The organism is Ruminococcus sp. YE282, from assembly GCA_900101355.1.
Lineage (GTDB): Bacteria > Bacillota > Clostridia > Oscillospirales > Acutalibacteraceae > Ruminococcoides > Ruminococcoides bromii_A.
In genome coordinates this window covers 80,228-97,518 of sequence record FMUV01000004.1, presented here as the reverse complement: position 1 = coordinate 97,518, position 17,291 = coordinate 80,228, and the positions used below count along the sequence as shown (strand labels likewise).

Sequence of the window (17,291 nt, the reverse complement as noted above, 5' to 3'; positions counted from 1 at the left end):
TTTAGACAGGAGTTTTAATATGAATATATGTGTATTCGGCTCATCAAGCGAAAATATAAACAAGGAATTTCTTGATTCAGCCGAACATCTTGGTTTTTCAATCGCAAAAAGAAACTGCGGAGTTGTTTTTGGCGCAGGAAAATACGGAGTAATGGGCGCAACCGCACGCGGAGTTGCCAAAAAAAAGGGAAAACTTATCGGCGTAAGTCCAAAGTTTTTTGTAGAAATGAATGTCCTTTATGACCAATGCACAGAGCTGATTTTTACAGAAACAATGCGTGAGCGCAAAGGTATAATGGAAGACAAGTCCGACGCCTTTTTAATCTGCCCGGGCGGAATGGGAACATTTGAGGAATTTTTTGAGGTATTAACCCTAAAGCAGCTCAAAAGGCACACAAAACCGATAATAATTTACAATGTCCGCAATTATTACGATTCAATGATTGCCATGATGAAAAATGCCGTTGATGAAAAGTTTATGACAGAAAACTGCAACAAACTTTATTCCATTGCAAAAAATGAAGAAGAAATTTTCGAGCAGCTTGATAACTACAAACCGTTTTCATATGACAAATATAAGGAATAACGGAGGTTAAAATGGATAACTGCGAGATGTGTGCTCATTATGTAACCGATGAAGAATTTGGCGATTATTGCAGCATTGACCTTGACGAGGACGAAATGGAAAAGTTTTTGACCCAAAACGTAAGTCAATGTCATTATTTTCAACTTTATGATGAGTATAAAATTGTAAGGAAACAAAATTAAAAACAGGGAGACTGATAATATGGATTATACTTATATAACCAAGGGCGTCTGTTCAATGGAAATCAGCTTTCACATTGACGGAAATGTTATAACAAACATAAAATTCAAGGGCGGCTGTAACGGCAACCTCAAGGCAATTTCAAAACTTGTTGACGGCTGGACCGTTGAACAGATTGAAGAAAAATTGCTTGGCAACACCTGCGGCTTTCGTCAGACCTCTTGTGCAGACCAGCTTGCAAAGGCTGTAAGACAGGCCTATAACGAGGAACTTGCAGGCTAAGCTTTTCTAATCTATATAAAATCTGAATTTAATTATAATATTGTATTGCAAAAAATCGCCGCATTAAACTTAATCGTTTAATGCGGCTTTTGTTATTATAACGTAGTGCAGATGTCCACTGCCTCAATGGCAACGAGGATAGTTGCACTAAGATTATAGAGCTTTTATACAAAAGTTGTATTTATTTAGTATACAAAACCAACAGAATTATAGACATTACCTAATTAACCGTTTACATAAGCTTAAATTGCTGATAAAATGAAATTAAAAAACAAATTTTAATAATTTTATTGCCTGATAATTGTGCTTTTTTATCTCAGTTAATATGGACTCTGATTTCAAACATTCAGGCAACATTGAGAATTTGTTTGCGACAATCGGAGTTATGTATTTTTATGCGTAGCTTCGGCTATACAGTTTTTATTTTGAGGAGGAAAACAAATGAAGAAAGTAAAAAAAAACAACAAAAGCGGGTTCGGCAATATTAGCCGTTGTAATGCTGATTGGTGTAATGATGTGTGCGCCGTTCAGGGTATCTGCGGAGGAAACCTATTATGACTCTGAATATTATGTGGAGAAAACCTATCATGACTTTAAATATTATGTGGAGGAAGATAATACTTGCACATTAACCAAATACATTGGTTCAGCCGCAAGCGTTACAATTCCGTATGATATTTTGGGACATAAGGTTACCTTTTTAGATTATACTTTTAAAGGCTGCACAAGTGTAAAAAGCATAAAAATCCCTGACGGTGTTACACGCATTAGTGCATCAACTTTTATCGGTTGCGATAACTTAACGAGCATAACGGCTTATAAAAACAGCAGTGTGTATTCGAGCGTAGACGGAGTTTTATTTAATAAAGCACAAGATACCCTTATAGCTTATCCAATCGGAAAAGCCGGAGATTATCAAATTCCTGACGGCGTTACAAGTATTGGTAACAAGGCTTTTGGATATTGCAAAGGTCTAACGAACATAACAATCCCTGAGAGTGTTACATGGATTGGTAATGATGTTTTTTCCTGCTGCACAAACTTAACAAGTATCACAATACATGATGGTGTTTCAAGTATTGGTAAGTGGGGTCTTTCCGGTTGTACAAACTTAACGAACATTACAATCCCTGAAAGTGTTTCATGGATTGATGATAAAGCCTTTTACGGTTGCAAAAGTTTAACTATATACGGATATGAAGACTCATATGCTCAAGAATATGCAGATGAGCATAACATTCCTTTTATTGTTATATCTGATGACAAAATTTTTGGCGACGTGAACGGTGACGGTGGAGTTTCAGTTTTTGATGTAACTTTGATTCAAAAATATATTGTCGGTGGTTATTCAAATACAGGGAATGTCGGAAAGCCTGCAATTATTTAATTGGAACAAAAAGTGAAAGAGCATTAGCTATTTAAAGTGTTTCGGCGGGAGATTAAATCTCCCGCCGAAGCACTTTTACTTTATCCGCCGTATAAAAACGGATTTTTACGCTTAGGACATAAGCATTTTAATTGTCTTTTCTGTGCTTAAAGAAGCTGCACATACTGTAATAAACAGGAATTGAGAGAAATATCACCCACGACGGATGCCATAACCGCCAACCGAAGCCAAAAATAAGATACACAATTACAACAAGTGCGGGAAAACAAAACGCACTTGGTTTTCTCTTGATTATTGCTTCAACAGTCGTGTAATAAAGCGGAATAGTCAAAAAAACAATCCAGCCATACGCAAATCCGCCGCAAATGTTGAACAATCCAAACACTATGTAAGCAACAGCCGTGATAAGATAATATGGAAACATCATAAACGTACTCTTTTTGTGGTTTGATTTTTCTTTTACGTCGTCGCTGTAATGGACATCACCGTTTTCATCAGTATATACTTTGGTTTTTCCGTTTTCAGAAACATTCACACCATGGCGGTTTACGCTGACTCTTGAACCGTCACTGTCAATAACGTTCACGCCGTCTTTAAAACTTATATCAACCTTGTCTCCGTCCTTTGAGTGAATATGTATTCCCTTTTTGAAACTTACCTTATCACATTTAGTATAGTTTGCGTCGGGGTCGGGAGCAAATCCGTCATCGCTCTGTTCTTCCTGCGCTTCCTTTTGAGACTGTTCACAATTTTCTGCCTTTTGAGGTTCGCTTTCTCCCTGTAAAAGGTCATCAAGAGTAACACCGTAAAGCTTGGCAAGCAGGATAAGATTATCGGTATCGGGAGACGCCTCTGCACGTTCCCACTTTGAAACCGCCTGACGGCTTACACCGATTTTGGCTGCGAGCTCTTCCTGTGAAAGGTTATTTTTCTTTCTGTACTGATAAAGTCTGTTTGCTATTTCAATATTCATAAATACCCTCCGAAATTCAATTTATTTTGTGCCCTAATTATACGAAAAAAGTTTGACACAGTGCAATACATTTTAGTTTTCAATTCCGCAACCGTCGGTTGCACCCCAGGTTTTATGCGGCTTTGCGGCAATTTTATGCCTGATGATTTTTTTACCGCAAATTATTAAAAAGCTATTTAAAAATATGCTGAAATAAAAGAAAATTTAAAATTCAAACCAAAGTTTACACTCAAAAATTTCTTAATACACAGTATTTAACTATAATCTTCCCTGTCTGGTCCGACTAAAAAACATATTCAAGACACAAGAATATAAATACAAAACCGTAATACAATTAAATTCAAATTCGCCTTTAATTTACTTTTATTTTATCCAACAACTCGCCGACCTTTTCGTGGAACACCAAAGTTGCCTGAGAATCAAACGGCGTTTTATCACAGTTGATTAATACAATGTTTTCGCCTCTGAAAAATCTGACAAATCCTGCGGCAGGATACACAGTCAAGCTTGTGCCTGCAATAATCAACGTATCTGCACTTTCAATTGCGCTTATCGCCCCGTTTACCGTTCTGTCGTCAAGCCCCTCCTCATAAAGTACAACATCAGGCTTGACAACACCGCCGCACTCACATTCGGGGACGCCGCAGCTGTTTTTTATGTATTTGGCAGAATAAAATTTTCCGCACTTTCGGCAGTAGTTTCTCAGCACGCTTCCGTGCAGTTCAAAAACATTTTTGCTTCCTGCCGCTTGATGAAGTCCGTCTATATTTTGTGTAACAACAGCAATTAGCTTACCCGCTTTTTCAAGTTCAGCAACTTTCAGATGAGCCTTGTTGGGCTTTTTATCAAGGCAAAGCATTTTGTCTCTGTAAAACCTGTAAAATTCTTCGGTGTTTTTCTCAAAAAAGCTGTGGCTTAAAATTTGCTCAGGCGGATAATCATACTTTTGATTATAAAGACCGTCAACACTGCGAAAATCAGGAATCCCGCTTTCGGTGCTCACACCTGCGCCGCCAAAAAACACTATTCTTTTGCTTTTGTCAATAACGTTTTGAAGCTCTTCAAAATCACTCATATTTATACTCTCTTTTCAATTCAAATACGCTCTCTGTACATTTACTGCACAGAGAGCAAAGTTTATATGCTAAAAATTAACGGGATTTATCATGAAATAGCTTTGCGGATGTGAACAGACCGGGCAAACCTCGGGAGCCTTTTTCCCGATACATATATGTCCGCAATTGCTGCATTGCCACACAACGTCATTATCCTTTGAAAACACAAGATTTCCATTCACATTTTCAAGCAGTTTTTTAAATCTATTTTCGTGATGTTTTTCAATCTCCGCAACCTTTTCAAACAAAGCGGCTATATCATCAAAACCTTCTTCTTTTGCCACTTTTGCAAACTTGGGATACATATCAGTCCATTCATAATTTTCCCCTGCTGCGGCGGCATTAAGATTTTCCTTTGTATCGCTGACACCGTTGTTAAGAAGCTTATACCAAATTTTTGCGTGTTCTTTCTCGTTGTTTGCGGTTTCTTCAAATATATCCGCAATCTGAACATATCCGTCTTTTTTCGCCTTTGCCGCATAATATGTGTATTTATTGCGTGCCAATGACTCGCCCGCAAAAGCAGCTTCAAGGTTTTTTTCGGTTTTTGAACCCTTAAGTTCCATAATAAGTTCTCCTTTGCTTGTTTACTTATCACCGATAAATTAAGCAGTTATACTCGTTTTCGGCTGTATTTAGTATAGCAAATTAGACCTTTCTTATTCATCGCAGACTAACAGGTTGCGGCTTTAAATTTTGTCGGAGTTATTCCGTTAAGGCGTTTAAACACTCGGGAAAAATACATTGGGTCCGAAAATCCCACAGAAAACGCAACGTCCTTCACCGAAATTTGCATATCAATTAACATAACCTCTGCCCTTGAAACTCTGCGCCTGTTGATATATTCAACAATCGACATTCCCATCTGCTGTTTAAACAGTCTGTAAAGGTACGTACGGTCCAGTTTTACATAGTCTGCGACCTGCTGAACGGAAAGGTGCACATTCTGAAAATTTCGCTCAATAAAATTTAGGGCGGATTCAACATATATATTAAAATCTGACTCTCTTTTAGGGAAATACTCCATATAAAACGAAAGAAGAATTACAATTGCCGCTCCTGCTCTGAACTGATAACACGCAGGCTGAGCTCCGCTGTCGGGAATAAAAAAGTAATCTTCAAAATGCGGAACATCAATTTCTCCGACAACAGGAAATTCTCTGCAAAAAGTTGTCTGTGAAAGTATTGACATTGCAACATTTCCGCTGAACTCAACCCAGTTAAGAGAAACTGTTATCTCAGGGTTGGGCTGCATAACCACACGCTGGTTTGGAAAGACCATAAACGACTGGTGTCTTGAAAGTACGAATTTTGTTTCATCAACAAAAATTGTACACTCGCCGTCGGTAAGATAAAAGAGTTTATATGTGTCTTTTGATATTTTTATATTTATCGGTTTTGTTGCTTTTTCACATTTTCCGCAAAAATAACAAAAACAATTTATTGAACTGTATCCTGAAAATTCATTCATAACACTCTCACACAACATTTATCCCTATAAAACTAACATTTATACATAGCAGTTGACATATCACTTGATTATACTAAATATGATATAATAATTTCAACAAAATTTCAATAATAATTTGTAAGGGGTATAGGAAATGGATTATAAGTATGATGTTATTAACTATAATAAAAACATTCCTGCAACCATTATGCATCTGAACCTAAATTCTGACACTCAGAAGGCAGAGCTTCAATGGCACAGAGAAACTGAAATTGTGTATGTTATTAACGGACGATGTGAGTGTTCACATAACGGTGAAGTGAAAATTATTGAGGAAAACGATTTTATATTATTCAACAGCGAAGACGTCCATCTTGTACGCCCCGTAAACGGAACAAGCTGTGAACTTTTGTGCATCCAGCTTTCTTTTGAGTATATGAGAATGTTCTGCAAACCGATTGACAGCGTTTTCTTTGATGTTACGGAAAAGCCTGATGTAAAAGCTCGCATTATTGACGAACTCAAAAAGATTGCCGACGTTGTCAGCAGTGATGATGATTATTCAGACCTGCTTCAGGTTGCTAACGTAAACAATCTTTATTATATTCTTCTTAAAAACTGTGTATACTTCCGCCGTGCTTCCGCATCGGTAGTATTGCCAAAGCGCGATTTCTCGTACGCAAAGACTGCAATCGCATATATAAATGAAAACTTTAAGCACGAAATTCCGCTCGACGAAATTTCTGCCGTTGTAAATCTTTCTCCGTCTTATTTTTCAAAGTATTTCAAGAGCGTTACACACGTAAGTTTTTCGGAATACCTTGCAAACCTCAGACTTGAAAATGCAATTGAAGATATGCTTACCAAAAACTCGACCGTATCTGACGCAACATTTGAAAACGGATTTGCAAACGTTAAATCATTCATTACACAGTGCAAAAAGGTATACAATTGCACACCTGCACAGTATAAGAAAAAACTTTTGAAAAAATAAAATTTTTGTATCATAAACTAATGGCAGCTGATAAAATCAGCTGCCATTATTATTTTATATAAATGATTTACTTGTTTACTGTCGGAATCGGAGTTGTATCCCTTTCATCCAGTCTGTTGCCATACAGATAATAATCGGTTTCTTTAACAATAACCGGAGTAAGCGCTATAATCGCAAAGATATTCGGCAAAGCCATAAGTGCATTGAAGATGTTTGACATAGTCCAAACAAGGTCTATTGAAACCACCGGAGCAATTGCCAAAATAACTACTATCAAAATTTTGTAAGGAACGGTGCCCTTCTTGCCGAAAAGATATTCAATACACCTTTCGCCGTAATACGACCAGCCGAGGATTGTCGAATATGCAAACAGAACAATTCCCACAACCAAAACCGGAGTTCCGATAATCGGAATCTGAGCAAAGGCTGCTGAGGTCAGTCTTCCGCCCTCAATGTTTACAGTATCAATATCAGGATTTTTAATGCAGGAACTTACAACCACAAGACCTGTCATAAGGCACACAACAACGGTATCCCAAAATGTTCCCGTTGCCGAAACAAGCGCCTGTCTTACAGGGTTTCTGGTTTGAGCGGCAGAAGCTACAATCGGAGCCGAACCCATACCTGATTCATTGCTGAAAAGTCCTCTGGCAACACCATATCTTGCCGCAAGCATTATTCCTGCGCCCGTCATTCCGCCGCCGAGAGCTCTCGGGGAAAATGCCGAAGTAACAATCGTTGTTATTGTCTGCCACAACACGTCGCCGTTTATAATCAGAATTATAATGCATCCCACAACATACATTATAGCCATAAACGGAACAAGCATTTCACACACTCTTGAAATGGTTTTGATTCCGCCGAAAATTACAAGAGCTATGCAAAACGTTGTAACAAGTCCGGCAATAAGAGAAACAAGAGAAATTCCCTTGTCGGTAAACATAATTTTGTCGGCATTGTCGGGGACTGAAGCTCTGAACACATTCGGCTGGTCGTCAAGCTCAGTCATACCAACTCCGACCCACTCATCGCTCTCGTTGGTTGTATAATAAACGCACGGTGATTTCCAATTATTTGAATTGTTTATGTAAATATAATCGTCATCGGACTGAGCGGAAAAATCAGTCCACATATTTTCATCATAAATTTTTCCGTAACCGTCAAAAGTGATGTCGGTGTCCTTGCTTGAATTGATAAAGCCAAGGTCGCATACAAGGGATTTGTTGAACGCACTGTCCAAAATATTAGAAATTGCATTTGTCTGAACGCCCACGCCTATGCCGAACGAAGCCAAAACGGCAAATACGGCAAATAAAACGGCAAGCCACTTCATACTTCTTTTTTTGCCTCCGATTTTCGGATGAATACCGCGTTCAATAGCATACATCGCTCCGCCAAGCATTTTTCCGTCCTTGGTCTTCACACGATATTTTACCGCTATCAACGATTCTGCATATTTTGTGGCTATGCCAAACACACCTGTAAGCCAACACCAGAAAACAGCTCCCGCTCCGCCAAGGGCAACCGCTGTACCTACCCCGACAATATTACCCGTTCCGATTGTGGAAGCAAGGGCAGTTGTCAAAGACTGAAACGGGCTTATGTCTCCGTCACTGTCCGGGTCTTTGGTTACCGACAAACGAATCGCCTTAAAGGTTTTGCGCTGCATAAATCTTGTTCGCACGGTCATATAGATGTGTGTGCCAAGCAAGATGACTATCATCGGCACGCCCCATAAGAACTCGTCCAAATGATTTGCAATTTCTGTAATTAAATCCACTTAGTTCACTCCTCGTCGCAATCTTTCAGAATACGTATAACATCTTCCGCACCGTTTGCCACGGCAAACAGAAGCGGTTTTATATCATCCGTTGGTCCGTCAAGGTCAGGCACCATCACAGTCTTGCATCCGGCAGAACTTGCCGAAATTATTCCGTTAGGCGAATCTTCAAGCGCAACACATTCCTGCGATTTCAAACTTAATTTTTCGGCTGCAAAAAAATAAATATCAGGCTTGGGCTTTCCGCATTTTACCATTGAGGCGCAAACTATCTCGTCAAAGTACTTATAAAGGTCAACCTGTTCGAGATATTTTTTGGTGCGCTCAAATGCGGTTGCGGTTGCAAGCGCTGTTTTATAGTTATTATCTTTTAAATACCGCAAAAGCTCTTTTGCACCCGGTTTTGGCTCAATTCCGTTTTCATTTATAAATTTATCCATCAATTCAATCCGCTTGTCGTGAACCGCATGATAATCAAAACCCTCGCCAAAATAACCCTTTAACCTTTCCGACGCAAGAGGACGAGCCATTGAGCGAATGCTGAGTGCGTGCTGTCTTTGCATAGGGTAGCCGTAAAAATTTGCCGCCTCGCACCAAAAGCGCACATACAGCTTTTCGCTGTCGAGTATAACACCGTCCATATCTGAAATTACGCCCTTTATTTTCATATAACCCACCTTTTATTTAACGCCGCATATTAATTTTCTGACAATTTAATTTCTCACGTCTTTTTTTGAAAATTTACGGCTGCAATACCGAGTGAAATCAAAACAAGTGACACAAGAGTTTCAATTCTGAAAACGTTTTCCCCAAGCATAAGTCCCGAAAGAACCGTGCCGAAAATCGGCACAAGCAAGTTAAAAACCGTGATTTTGCTTGCCGGATGATATTTCAACAATGCTGTCCATATTGTAAACGCAGCAGCCGACACAAAAGCAAGCCAAAGCAAAATAAAAGAACTTTGCATTTTTTCAAAGCTGAGTCTGCCGCCGCACGCAAGACCGATTATTGTAAGCACAATACCGCCGATTAAAAGCTGAAACGCCGTTATCTTTACAGGATTTCTGCCGTTTGCAAGCTTTTTTGAAAGTATATTTCCTGCTGCCGAGCACAGTGTTGAGACAAGTATCATAACATCGCCAAACAAAGTGTCAACGCTTATTTTTCCGCCCCTGTTTATTGCAAGAACTCCTGCAAAACCGAGCGCACAGCCTATTACCTTAAAAGCGGTAAGTTTGTCATTTTTAAAAAACAGCGGAGCCGAAAGCACGGTAAAGAATGAAGCGCAGGCGGTAATTATCGAGGTGTTTGTACCGCTTGTAAATCCTATGCCGATGTATGTAAAAATATACTGACCTGCCGTCATAACCAAGCCGAGAACCGTAACAGGCAAAATTTCATCTTTATTGGGAAGCGTGAATTTTCGTTCACACACGCAAAGAAAAACCAATACCATAACTCCTGCAATTGCAAACCTTAACCCTGCAAACAGAAGTTTTGAGCCGATGTCACTTTCGGCAATCTCAAACGACGAATACCCCAGTTTTATAAACGGAAACGCCGTTCCCCAAAGCAACGTGCAAAAAACTGCCGCAAAATAGGCAAATATTCGACTTTGAAACAGATTCTGTATTTTCATAAACAAATAATATCATAAATAAACAGCGGTCGGGTAAAGTCAATTGCCCAACCGCTTCTTTTAATAAATTCCCTGAACGGTAACTTCGCCCGAATTTACATTGCAGATTGTGCCGTCGGAAAGCATAATTTTCAGTTCACCGTCATTTTCAACGCCAACAGCCATACCGCTTATTCTGCGTGTGCCTCGCTGAAAAGTAACGCTTTTGCCGATTGAAATGCACATATCGCTGTACTCTGCAAGAGCAGTCGGTGTCAACTCAAGATTATTGCTTAAAAATTCAGCCTCAAGGTGTTCAAGAACACAGGCAAGCAGCTTGTTTTTGTCAAAATGTCTTCCTGTTTCAAGCAAAACCGAGGTGGCTTTGTAAGCTATTTCTTCCGGAAAAACCGCTTGGTCAACATTGATTCCGATTCCTGTCACAGTGTACTCCACTGCATCAAATTCTGCGCTCATCTCTGTAAGTATTCCGACAATCTTTTTTCGACCCACAACAATATCATTGGGCCATTTTATCATACAATCAAGCCCGGTAAAATCTCTAAGTGCCTTGCACACGGCAAGACCTGCAAGAGGCGTAATTGCCGTAACCTCCGACGGGGTCATATGGGGTCTGAGCAAAACCGAAAACGCTATGTTTTCATCTCTTTTGCTCTGCCACACCCTGCCAAGTCTGCCTTTTCCGCTGACCTGTTCACGTGTGGTAACCACAGTTCCGTTGGAGCAGCCATCACTGCCGAGTTGTTTAAGATAATCGTTTGTCGAGCCGACGGAGTCAAGAACAATCATGTTCTTTCCGATTATTTTATTGTTGACAAGGAGATTTTCAAGCATGCATTGGTCCATATGTTCTGGCGGAGATACAAGTTTGTAGCCCCTGTTCTGAAGAGATTTTATATCATATCCGCGCTCTTTAAGGGAGTTGATTCCTTTCCAAACCGCCTGGCGTGATATTCCAAGCTGTTCGGAAATCGATTGTCCCGAAACATAATCCTCTGCGCTTGTGAGAATCTCAAGTATTTTTTTCTGCATATTTACCTCCGGGCAAATATTTATTGAAATTAGGACTTGCTCTTGCTTACCGCCTGAATAATTCTTACGATAACAGGGCTTAAGATAATGTTTACGCCAAGCTCTACAAGGAAGTTTACGCCTGTCATTGTAATAAGAGCATAGTAAACAATGTCTGTTCCGCCTGCCCAAGCCTCAAGAACGGGTTTGAAGAAAAGGAAAAGTCCAAGAACGAAAATTCCGGTATTTACAATCGGAGACACCACACCGGCTGCAACAGCACCCAATGTTGTGCTTTTTTTGCTTAGGGCTTTATAAACCGCACCTGCCGCAAAGCCTGCGCCGACGCCCTTTAACATACAAACAGCAATGCACAAAAACGGATTGGCGTTCCAAACCATTGCGCCGCCCACATCTGCACCGAATACACACATAAGAATAACAACCACGCTGAATACTCCGCCAAGGTACGCACCCGCACCTGCACCGTAAAAGGCTGCGCCGATTATTATCGGAATAAGGGCAAGCGTGATTGAAACCGGTTTTGTCGGAAAGAACGTGGTAACTATCTGCAGCACAATGATGATTGCAGTCAGGATCCCCAGCCCGACAAGTTTGAATGTTTTGTTGTTGATTCTGTCTTTTGACATAATATAACCTCCTGCTGTTTCCCCACCCTATATTATGCGGGTGAAACGCAAATTTATTTACAACGCCGTTAGGCGGTGTATACAATAAATTAATTAAATGTACGGTTTAAAACAAAAACTATTTTTTGTTTCGCTTGTAAATATAATTAAGTCCGTCCAAAATTATGTTATCTTCAAACACAATTTGGTGTGTACAGTTCTTTATCATCAGCGGAGCCAAACCACCCGTTGCAATAACCGTACATTCCTTTTTTGTCTCCTGAATAAATCTGTCTATCATTCCGTCAAGCATACAAGCCGTACCGAACATTACGCCCGAACGTATGCAGTCGGTGGTATTCGACGAAATTGCCTTTTTAGGCGCTTTTAAATCCACGGAAGAAAGCAAAGCGCCGTTTTGAGTCAGAGCGTCAAGAGAAATTCCCACTCCGGGTGCAATCGCACCGCCGTGATAAGCGTGGTTTTCGTCAACATATGCAATTGCCGTTGCCGTCCCCATAAATATCATAATAAACGGCCCGTCATACTTTTCGCACGCACCGACGCAGCCGGCAACAATATCCGCCCCGAGGGTTTCGGGATGTTCGATTTTAATATCAAGCCCTGTTTTCAGTCCGGGTCCCACAATAAAGCTTTTAGCCCCGGTCACGGTTTGAATTGCCGTTTTCAGCGGATAGGTAACCTTCGGCACAACGGAACTGATAATAGAGGAAGTTATGCTTTGTGCGTCAATCTTATAAATCTGAAAAAAAGTATAAAGTTCAACCGCAAATTCGTCGCTGGTCTGACAGGTATCCGTTGAAAAACGAATTTTGCAGGTGAACTCATCACCGTCAAAAAGCCCGAGTTTTATGTTAGTGTTTCCAACATCAGCGGTTAAAAGCATAAAATTCCCTCCGAATTCCAATAATATATTGATAAATATATTTTTAATTATACCATAAATCATAATTGTTTCAAGCTTGATTATATATTATCTGACACAATTTTAACAATTCCAAAAAAATGATTGAAATTTGGCGGATATAGTGTATAATAAATTTAGTTATGTTTGGTCGGTTTTGGCTGAAACAGACCGAAAGAACTGAAAGGAATGGTAGTAATGGATAGTTCAGAAATCAGGCAGCTAAAAATTCTTGCTGCAAAGTCAAGAATGGGTGCCATCCTCGGTACTTATCACGCAAAATCCGGACATCCCGGCGGCTCGCTTTCGGCGGCAGACATTATGACTTATCTCTATTTTAAGGAGATGAACGTTAAGCCCGAACAGCCTAAGTGGGAAGACAGAGACCGTTTTGTGCTTTCAAAAGGTCATTGCTGTCCGAGCCTTTATGCAATTCTTGCGCTAAAAGGTTACTTTGAGTGGGACGAGCTTAAAGTTTTGCGTCATGTTGGCGCAATGCTTCAGGGACATCCCGATATGAAGGGAACACCCGGTATTGATATGAGCACAGGTTCACTCGGTCAGGGCATTTCCGCAGCGTGCGGTATGGCTCTTGCCGCAAAGCTTGATAACAAAGACTATCGTGTATATACGCTTCTCGGCGACGGCGAAGTTGAGGAAGGTCAGGTTTGGGAAGCCGCAATGTTTGCTTCTCACCAAAACCTTGACAATCTTGTTGTAATCGTTGACCAAAACGGCTTGCAGATTGACGGTCCTGTTGAAGAAATTGCAGGAATTGAGCCGCTTGACAAAAAGTTTGAGTCTTTCGGTTTTGAAGTAATCAAAATTGACGGTCACAACTTTGAAGAGATTAAATCAGCTCTTGACAAGGCAAAAACAATTAAAGGCAAACCTACTGCAATCCTTGCAAAAACAATTAAGGGCAAGGGCGTTTCATTTATGGAAAATCAGGTTGGCTGGCACGGCACAGCCCCGAACAAGGAACAGTATGAGCAGGCAACAGCCGAGCTTCAGGCTGAAATTGACAGATTGGAGGGCAACTGCTGATGGCTGAGATTATTAAAAAGGCTACAAGAGAGAGTTTTGGTATGGCTTTGTGCGAGCTTGCCAAAACAAATAAAGATATTGTTGTTTTTGACGCTGACCTTGCAGCAGCAACAAAAACAGGCATTTTTAAGAAAGAGTTTCCCGAAAGATTCATCGACTGCGGTATTGCAGAAGGCAATATGATAGGTGTTGCGGCAGGTATGGCTGCTGCGGGAAAGATTCCTGTTGCCGCTTCTTTTGCAATGTTTGCAACAGGCAGAGCTTTTGAGCAAATCCGCAACTCGGTTGCTTATCCGCACCTTAACGTTAAAATTGCGGGAAGCCACGCAGGCATTTCAACAGGCGAGGACGGCGCAACTCACCAGTGCATTGAAGACATCGGAATTATGCGTACAATTCCGGGAATGGTAGTTATCAATCCTGCCGACCACTATGAAATGATGGCTGCAACAAAGGCTGCGGTTGAATATGTGGGTCCTGTTTACATCAGACTCGGCAGACTTGCAATTGACAGCTTTAACGACCCATCAACATACAAATTTGAGCTTGGCAAGGGCATTACGCTTCACGAAGGCAACGACGTTGCGGTTATTGCAACAGGTCTTGTTGTAAACGAAGCACTCAAAGCCGTTAAAGAGCTTGAAGCAGAGGGAATAAACGCCCGCCTTATCAACATTCACACAATCAAGCCTATTGACCGTGAAATCATTATAAAGGCTGCAAAGGAAACAGGCAGAGTTATTACAGTTGAGGAACACAACGTAATCGGCGGATTGGGCAGTGCGGTAAGCGAAGTACTAAGCGAGGAATATCCGGTTAAGATAACCAAAATCGGCGTTAACGACGTATTCGGTTACAGCGGTCCTGCGCTTGAACTTCTTGACAAATTCGGTCTCACGCAGCCTCATATTGCCAAGGTAATCAGAGACGTTGTTAAAGGTTGATTGATTTAATTTTTATATCATTCTTGAAAAATTAAAGATAATATAACAAAGGAACGGCATTAAAACGCCGTTCCTTTTTGCTATGTATTATTAACTTTTATACAATTTGTGAGTAAAAACTTATGTATTGAAAAGCTTATATATCTTCAGTTCGGATTTTTCAGCGTCAACCTTGCCGAGACCGATAAAATTATTTTCATTATCACTTACTCTTAAAATTTTTCCGTCATCGGGATTGCTGTTTTTAAGCCTTGTGCGTGCCAAATCAAGTGCACCGCCGTTAGAAAATCGTTTTGTCTGAGCCGGAGATATTTTTATGCTGTCATACGACTTAAACAAACTTTCAACAGAATGCAGAGCCGTTTCGAGTTTTTCACTTTCGGCAAGACTTTTCGCCTCATCAAGAGTAATACACTCATCAATTGAAAATCCGCAGGCTTCAATTCTCTGCAAACCTGTCATTACAGCCCCAGTGCCAAGCTGTTTGCCCATATCGTCGATAACGGTTCTTACATACGTTCCTTTGGAACAGGCAATTCTAAAACTGCCGCTCTGGGTTTCGTTATCAAAATTTAAAAGTTCAATGTCATAAACCGTTACTTTTCGGCTTTCACGCTCAATTTCAATTCCCTGACGGGCAAGGTCATAAAGCCTTTTGCCGTCTTTTTGCACAGCGGAAAACATCGGGGGAATCTGTTCAATTTCTCCGACAAAATCCTGCAAGGCATTTTTTACGCTGTCACCGTCGGCATTTGACTCATATTCGGCGGTAACCCTTCCCCAAATATCAAGCGTATCGGTAGTGAGTCCGAGCTTAAAATCAGCAATATAGGTTTTGTCGTGACTGACAATCAGGTCCTGTGCCTTGGTTGCCGAACCGAGAAGAATAGGCAAAACGCCCGTTGCGTTCGGGTCAAGCGTTCCTGTGTGACCTGCCTTTTTTTGTTTTGCAAGTCTACGCATTACCGCAACCACATCAAACGAAGTAAAATCTTTCGGTTTGTTTATAAGAATCAGTCCGTTCATAGTATCGCTTCCGCCGCTGAAATAAGCTTTGAGCGCACTTCGTCAAGGCTTCCGTTAACGGAACAGCCTGCCGCCGCAGAGTGTCCGCCTCCTCCGAATTTTTGACAAAATTCCGCCGCATTGACATTACCGTTGGTGCGGACAGAAACTTTAAACACGCCGCCTTCCTTTTCTCTCATCACAATGCCGATTAAAACGCCTTCAATCTGACGGGGAATAGAGGCAAGCCCCTCAAGCTCGTCATCGCTGATATTAAGAGCTTTTTGCATTTCGAGAGTTGTATTGATAATAGCGCACTTGCCGTCGGCACAGTAAAGCATTGTGTCATAAACCGCACGTTCAAGGCGTACTTTTGCCTTTGATTTAGTTTCAAACATCACCTTGTTAATATAAGCCGTATCACAGCCGATATCCATAAGAGCCGCCGCTGTTCTCAGAGTATCCGATGTTGTGTTTGTGTAGCGAAAACACCCTGTATCCGTTGAAATTCCCGTGTAAAGACAATTTGCAATCTGTTTGGTGATTTTGATATTCATTGTAAGCAGCAAACGATAAATGTTCTCACAATTTGCCGCCGCATTTTCATCAACATATTTAAGCTCGGCTTCAACCTTGTTTGTCATATGATGGTCGATACACAAATCAATTTTACCCACATATTTTTCCTTGTTTGAACCCAAAAGCTTTTCATCGGCAACATCGGTGCTGACAACCGTTTCGGTCAAAAAATCCTGTTTTTGCACGCCGTCTGTCAAAAACTGAAAGTTCTTTGGAATATTTGTTGTGATTACCCTTGCGTTTTTGCCGATTTGCTGAAGTGCAAGGCAAAGCGCATAACCGCTGCCGAGCGTATCACCGTCGGGATATGCGTGAGTAAGAATGTCAAAATTGTTGTGTGAATTTAAGTAATCCGCAACCTCAGTTATCGTCATCTTTGTTTTCCTCGCTGTCATCAATATCAAGGTCGTGCAAAATACGGTTAATGTGAGCGCTGTATTCAATGCTGTCTGTTGCTTTGAATATCAGTTCGGGAACATGGCGCAGTCTGAGCCTGTGTCCAAGCTCTCGGCGGATAAATCCCGCTGCCGATTCAAGACCTTTAACAGCCTGTTTTGCACGGTCAATCCCCTCAATCGCACTGACCGACACCGTGCAGTACGACAAATCGTTTGTAACCTCAACACGCACAATTGATAAAAATGCTCCGCTAACACGAGGGTCCTTTAATTCTCTGAAAATTGCAGTAAGCTCACGCTTTATATCTTCTGTTGTTCTTTCAATTCTATGTCCTGCCATTTTAGTCCTCTTATATTTAAGGGCGAA

The 17,291-nt window shown here is 40.8% G+C and carries 20 protein-coding genes; 7 read left to right on the top strand and 13 right to left on the bottom strand.

Translation table 11 applies throughout. The annotated features are described in order from the left end of the window. The first annotated feature begins 19 nt into the window (after positions 1-19). From BLP46_RS02880 to BLP46_RS02870, 4 genes are all read left to right on the top strand, one after another. On the top strand, positions 20-586 hold the full coding sequence (locus tag BLP46_RS02880; protein WP_092975309.1) for an LOG family protein: 567 nt from the start codon (positions 20-22) through the stop codon (positions 584-586). 11 nt (positions 587-597) lie between these two features. Next, the gene (locus tag BLP46_RS12940) at positions 598-768 is read left to right on the top strand and encodes a DUF6472 family protein (RefSeq protein ID WP_167669152.1); all 171 of its coding nucleotides are present in this window, start codon (positions 598-600) and stop codon (positions 766-768) included. A 19-nt stretch (positions 769-787) separates the two neighbouring features. Continuing rightward, positions 788-1,048, top strand: coding sequence for a TIGR03905 family TSCPD domain-containing protein (locus BLP46_RS02875; protein WP_092975306.1), 261 nt, complete (start codon positions 788-790; stop codon positions 1,046-1,048). A gap of 496 nt (positions 1,049-1,544) precedes the next feature. Further along, positions 1,545-2,435 (top strand): leucine-rich repeat protein, encoded by an 891-nt coding sequence (locus tag BLP46_RS02870; protein ID WP_092975303.1) that lies wholly within the window; start codon positions 1,545-1,547, stop codon positions 2,433-2,435. Positions 2,436-2,562: 127 nt separating this feature from the next. Here the strand turns inward: BLP46_RS02870 and BLP46_RS02865 are convergent, their stop codons facing one another. From BLP46_RS02865 to BLP46_RS02850, 4 genes are all read right to left on the bottom strand, one after another. Further along, positions 2,563-3,408: a helix-turn-helix domain-containing protein gene (locus BLP46_RS02865; protein ID WP_092975300.1), complete on the bottom strand. Its 846-nt coding sequence runs from the start codon at positions 3,406-3,408 to the stop codon at positions 2,563-2,565. Between the two features lie 352 nt (positions 3,409-3,760). Continuing rightward, complete coding sequence (locus BLP46_RS02860; protein ID WP_092975297.1) at positions 3,761-4,483, bottom strand: NAD-dependent protein deacylase; 723 nt, start codon at positions 4,481-4,483, stop codon at positions 3,761-3,763. Between the two features lie 69 nt (positions 4,484-4,552). Further along, the gene (gene rbr, locus BLP46_RS02855) at positions 4,553-5,092 is read right to left on the bottom strand and encodes a rubrerythrin (protein WP_092975294.1); all 540 of its coding nucleotides are present in this window, start codon (positions 5,090-5,092) and stop codon (positions 4,553-4,555) included. Positions 5,093-5,196: 104 nt separating this feature from the next. Further along, positions 5,197-5,994 (bottom strand): AraC family transcriptional regulator, encoded by a 798-nt coding sequence (locus tag BLP46_RS02850; protein WP_167669151.1) that lies wholly within the window; start codon positions 5,992-5,994, stop codon positions 5,197-5,199. A gap of 133 nt (positions 5,995-6,127) precedes the next feature. Between BLP46_RS02850 and BLP46_RS02845 the strand changes: the two genes are divergently transcribed. Then, positions 6,128-6,967, top strand: coding sequence for a helix-turn-helix domain-containing protein (locus BLP46_RS02845; protein WP_092975288.1), 840 nt, complete (start codon positions 6,128-6,130; stop codon positions 6,965-6,967). Between the two features lie 67 nt (positions 6,968-7,034). Here BLP46_RS02845 and BLP46_RS02840 read toward each other — a convergent pair whose 3' ends face one another. From BLP46_RS02840 to BLP46_RS02815, 6 genes are all read right to left on the bottom strand, one after another. Beyond that, positions 7,035-8,747, bottom strand: coding sequence for an alanine:cation symporter family protein (locus tag BLP46_RS02840; RefSeq protein WP_318259433.1), 1,713 nt, complete (start codon positions 8,745-8,747; stop codon positions 7,035-7,037). 5 nt (positions 8,748-8,752) lie between these two features. Further along, positions 8,753-9,415: an HAD family hydrolase gene (locus tag BLP46_RS02835; RefSeq protein ID WP_092975285.1), complete on the bottom strand. Its 663-nt coding sequence runs from the start codon at positions 9,413-9,415 to the stop codon at positions 8,753-8,755. Positions 9,416-9,468: 53 nt separating this feature from the next. After that, the gene (locus BLP46_RS02830) at positions 9,469-10,386 is read right to left on the bottom strand and encodes a DMT family transporter (protein ID WP_092975282.1); all 918 of its coding nucleotides are present in this window, start codon (positions 10,384-10,386) and stop codon (positions 9,469-9,471) included. Positions 10,387-10,446: 60 nt separating this feature from the next. Then, positions 10,447-11,418, bottom strand: a complete 972-nt coding sequence (locus tag BLP46_RS02825) for a biotin--[acetyl-CoA-carboxylase] ligase (protein WP_092975279.1) — start codon at positions 11,416-11,418, stop codon at positions 10,447-10,449. A gap of 29 nt (positions 11,419-11,447) precedes the next feature. Beyond that, the gene (locus tag BLP46_RS02820; RefSeq protein WP_092975276.1) at positions 11,448-12,047 is read right to left on the bottom strand and encodes an ECF transporter S component; all 600 of its coding nucleotides are present in this window, start codon (positions 12,045-12,047) and stop codon (positions 11,448-11,450) included. 118 nt (positions 12,048-12,165) lie between these two features. Then, on the bottom strand, positions 12,166-12,933 hold the full coding sequence (locus BLP46_RS02815; protein WP_092975273.1) for a type III pantothenate kinase: 768 nt from the start codon (positions 12,931-12,933) through the stop codon (positions 12,166-12,168). Positions 12,934-13,149: 216 nt separating this feature from the next. On the opposite strand from BLP46_RS02815, the gene BLP46_RS02810 reads away from it, so the two are divergent. Both BLP46_RS02810 and BLP46_RS02805 read left to right on the top strand, forming a co-directional pair. Beyond that, on the top strand, positions 13,150-13,998 hold the full coding sequence (locus BLP46_RS02810; RefSeq protein WP_092975270.1) for a transketolase: 849 nt from the start codon (positions 13,150-13,152) through the stop codon (positions 13,996-13,998). Continuing rightward, entirely contained in the window at positions 13,998-14,942 is a 945-nt protein-coding gene (locus BLP46_RS02805) for a transketolase family protein (RefSeq protein WP_092975267.1), read from the top strand. The genes BLP46_RS02810 and BLP46_RS02805 overlap by 1 nt, the downstream gene beginning before the upstream one ends. A 120-nt stretch (positions 14,943-15,062) precedes the next feature. Here the strand turns inward: BLP46_RS02805 and truB are convergent, their stop codons facing one another. Genes truB through rbfA form a run of 3 tightly spaced genes read right to left on the bottom strand, consistent with a single transcriptional unit; the run spans position 15,063 to position 17,264 of the window. After that, on the bottom strand, positions 15,063-15,968 hold the full coding sequence (truB, locus tag BLP46_RS02800) for a tRNA pseudouridine(55) synthase TruB (protein WP_092975264.1): 906 nt from the start codon (positions 15,966-15,968) through the stop codon (positions 15,063-15,065). After that, positions 15,965-16,900, bottom strand: a complete 936-nt coding sequence (locus BLP46_RS02795) for a DHH family phosphoesterase (RefSeq protein ID WP_167669150.1) — start codon at positions 16,898-16,900, stop codon at positions 15,965-15,967. Before BLP46_RS02795 ends, truB begins: the two co-directional genes overlap by 4 nt. Then, positions 16,887-17,264: a 30S ribosome-binding factor RbfA gene (rbfA, locus tag BLP46_RS02790; protein ID WP_092975258.1), complete on the bottom strand. Its 378-nt coding sequence runs from the start codon at positions 17,262-17,264 to the stop codon at positions 16,887-16,889. The genes BLP46_RS02795 and rbfA overlap by 14 nt, the downstream gene beginning before the upstream one ends. Positions 17,265-17,291 lie beyond the last annotated feature (27 nt).

Excerpts from the sequence above, each read along its gene's own strand:
- BLP46_RS02880 (WP_092975309.1), top strand. The coding sequence starts at position 20 with ATGAATATATGTGTATTCGGCTCATCAAGCGAAAATATAAACAAGGAA.
- BLP46_RS12940 (WP_167669152.1), top strand. The coding sequence starts at position 598 with ATGGATAACTGCGAGATGTGTGCTCATTATGTAACCGATGAAGAATTT.
- BLP46_RS02875 (WP_092975306.1), top strand. The coding sequence starts at position 788 with ATGGATTATACTTATATAACCAAGGGCGTCTGTTCAATGGAAATCAGC.
- BLP46_RS02870 (WP_092975303.1), top strand. The coding sequence starts at position 1,545 with ATGCTGATTGGTGTAATGATGTGTGCGCCGTTCAGGGTATCTGCGGAG.
- BLP46_RS02865 (WP_092975300.1), bottom strand. The coding sequence starts at position 3,408 with ATGAATATTGAAATAGCAAACAGACTTTATCAGTACAGAAAGAAAAAT.
- BLP46_RS02860 (WP_092975297.1), bottom strand. The coding sequence starts at position 4,483 with ATGAGTGATTTTGAAGAGCTTCAAAACGTTATTGACAAAAGCAAAAGA.
- BLP46_RS02850 (WP_167669151.1), bottom strand. The coding sequence starts at position 5,994 with ATGAATGAATTTTCAGGATACAGTTCAATAAATTGTTTTTGTTATTTT.
- BLP46_RS02845 (WP_092975288.1), top strand. The coding sequence starts at position 6,128 with ATGGATTATAAGTATGATGTTATTAACTATAATAAAAACATTCCTGCA.
- BLP46_RS02835 (WP_092975285.1), bottom strand. The coding sequence starts at position 9,415 with ATGAAAATAAAGGGCGTAATTTCAGATATGGACGGTGTTATACTCGAC.
- BLP46_RS02830 (WP_092975282.1), bottom strand. The coding sequence starts at position 10,386 with ATGAAAATACAGAATCTGTTTCAAAGTCGAATATTTGCCTATTTTGCG.
- BLP46_RS02825 (WP_092975279.1), bottom strand. The coding sequence starts at position 11,418 with ATGCAGAAAAAAATACTTGAGATTCTCACAAGCGCAGAGGATTATGTT.
- BLP46_RS02820 (WP_092975276.1), bottom strand. The coding sequence starts at position 12,047 with ATGTCAAAAGACAGAATCAACAACAAAACATTCAAACTTGTCGGGCTG.
- BLP46_RS02815 (WP_092975273.1), bottom strand. The coding sequence starts at position 12,933 with ATGCTTTTAACCGCTGATGTTGGAAACACTAACATAAAACTCGGGCTT.
- BLP46_RS02810 (WP_092975270.1), top strand. The coding sequence starts at position 13,150 with ATGGATAGTTCAGAAATCAGGCAGCTAAAAATTCTTGCTGCAAAGTCA.
- BLP46_RS02805 (WP_092975267.1), top strand. The coding sequence starts at position 13,998 with ATGGCTGAGATTATTAAAAAGGCTACAAGAGAGAGTTTTGGTATGGCT.
- truB (WP_092975264.1), bottom strand. The coding sequence starts at position 15,968 with ATGAACGGACTGATTCTTATAAACAAACCGAAAGATTTTACTTCGTTT.
- BLP46_RS02795 (WP_167669150.1), bottom strand. The coding sequence starts at position 16,900 with ATGACGATAACTGAGGTTGCGGATTACTTAAATTCACACAACAATTTT.
- rbfA (WP_092975258.1), bottom strand. The coding sequence starts at position 17,264 with ATGGCAGGACATAGAATTGAAAGAACAACAGAAGATATAAAGCGTGAG.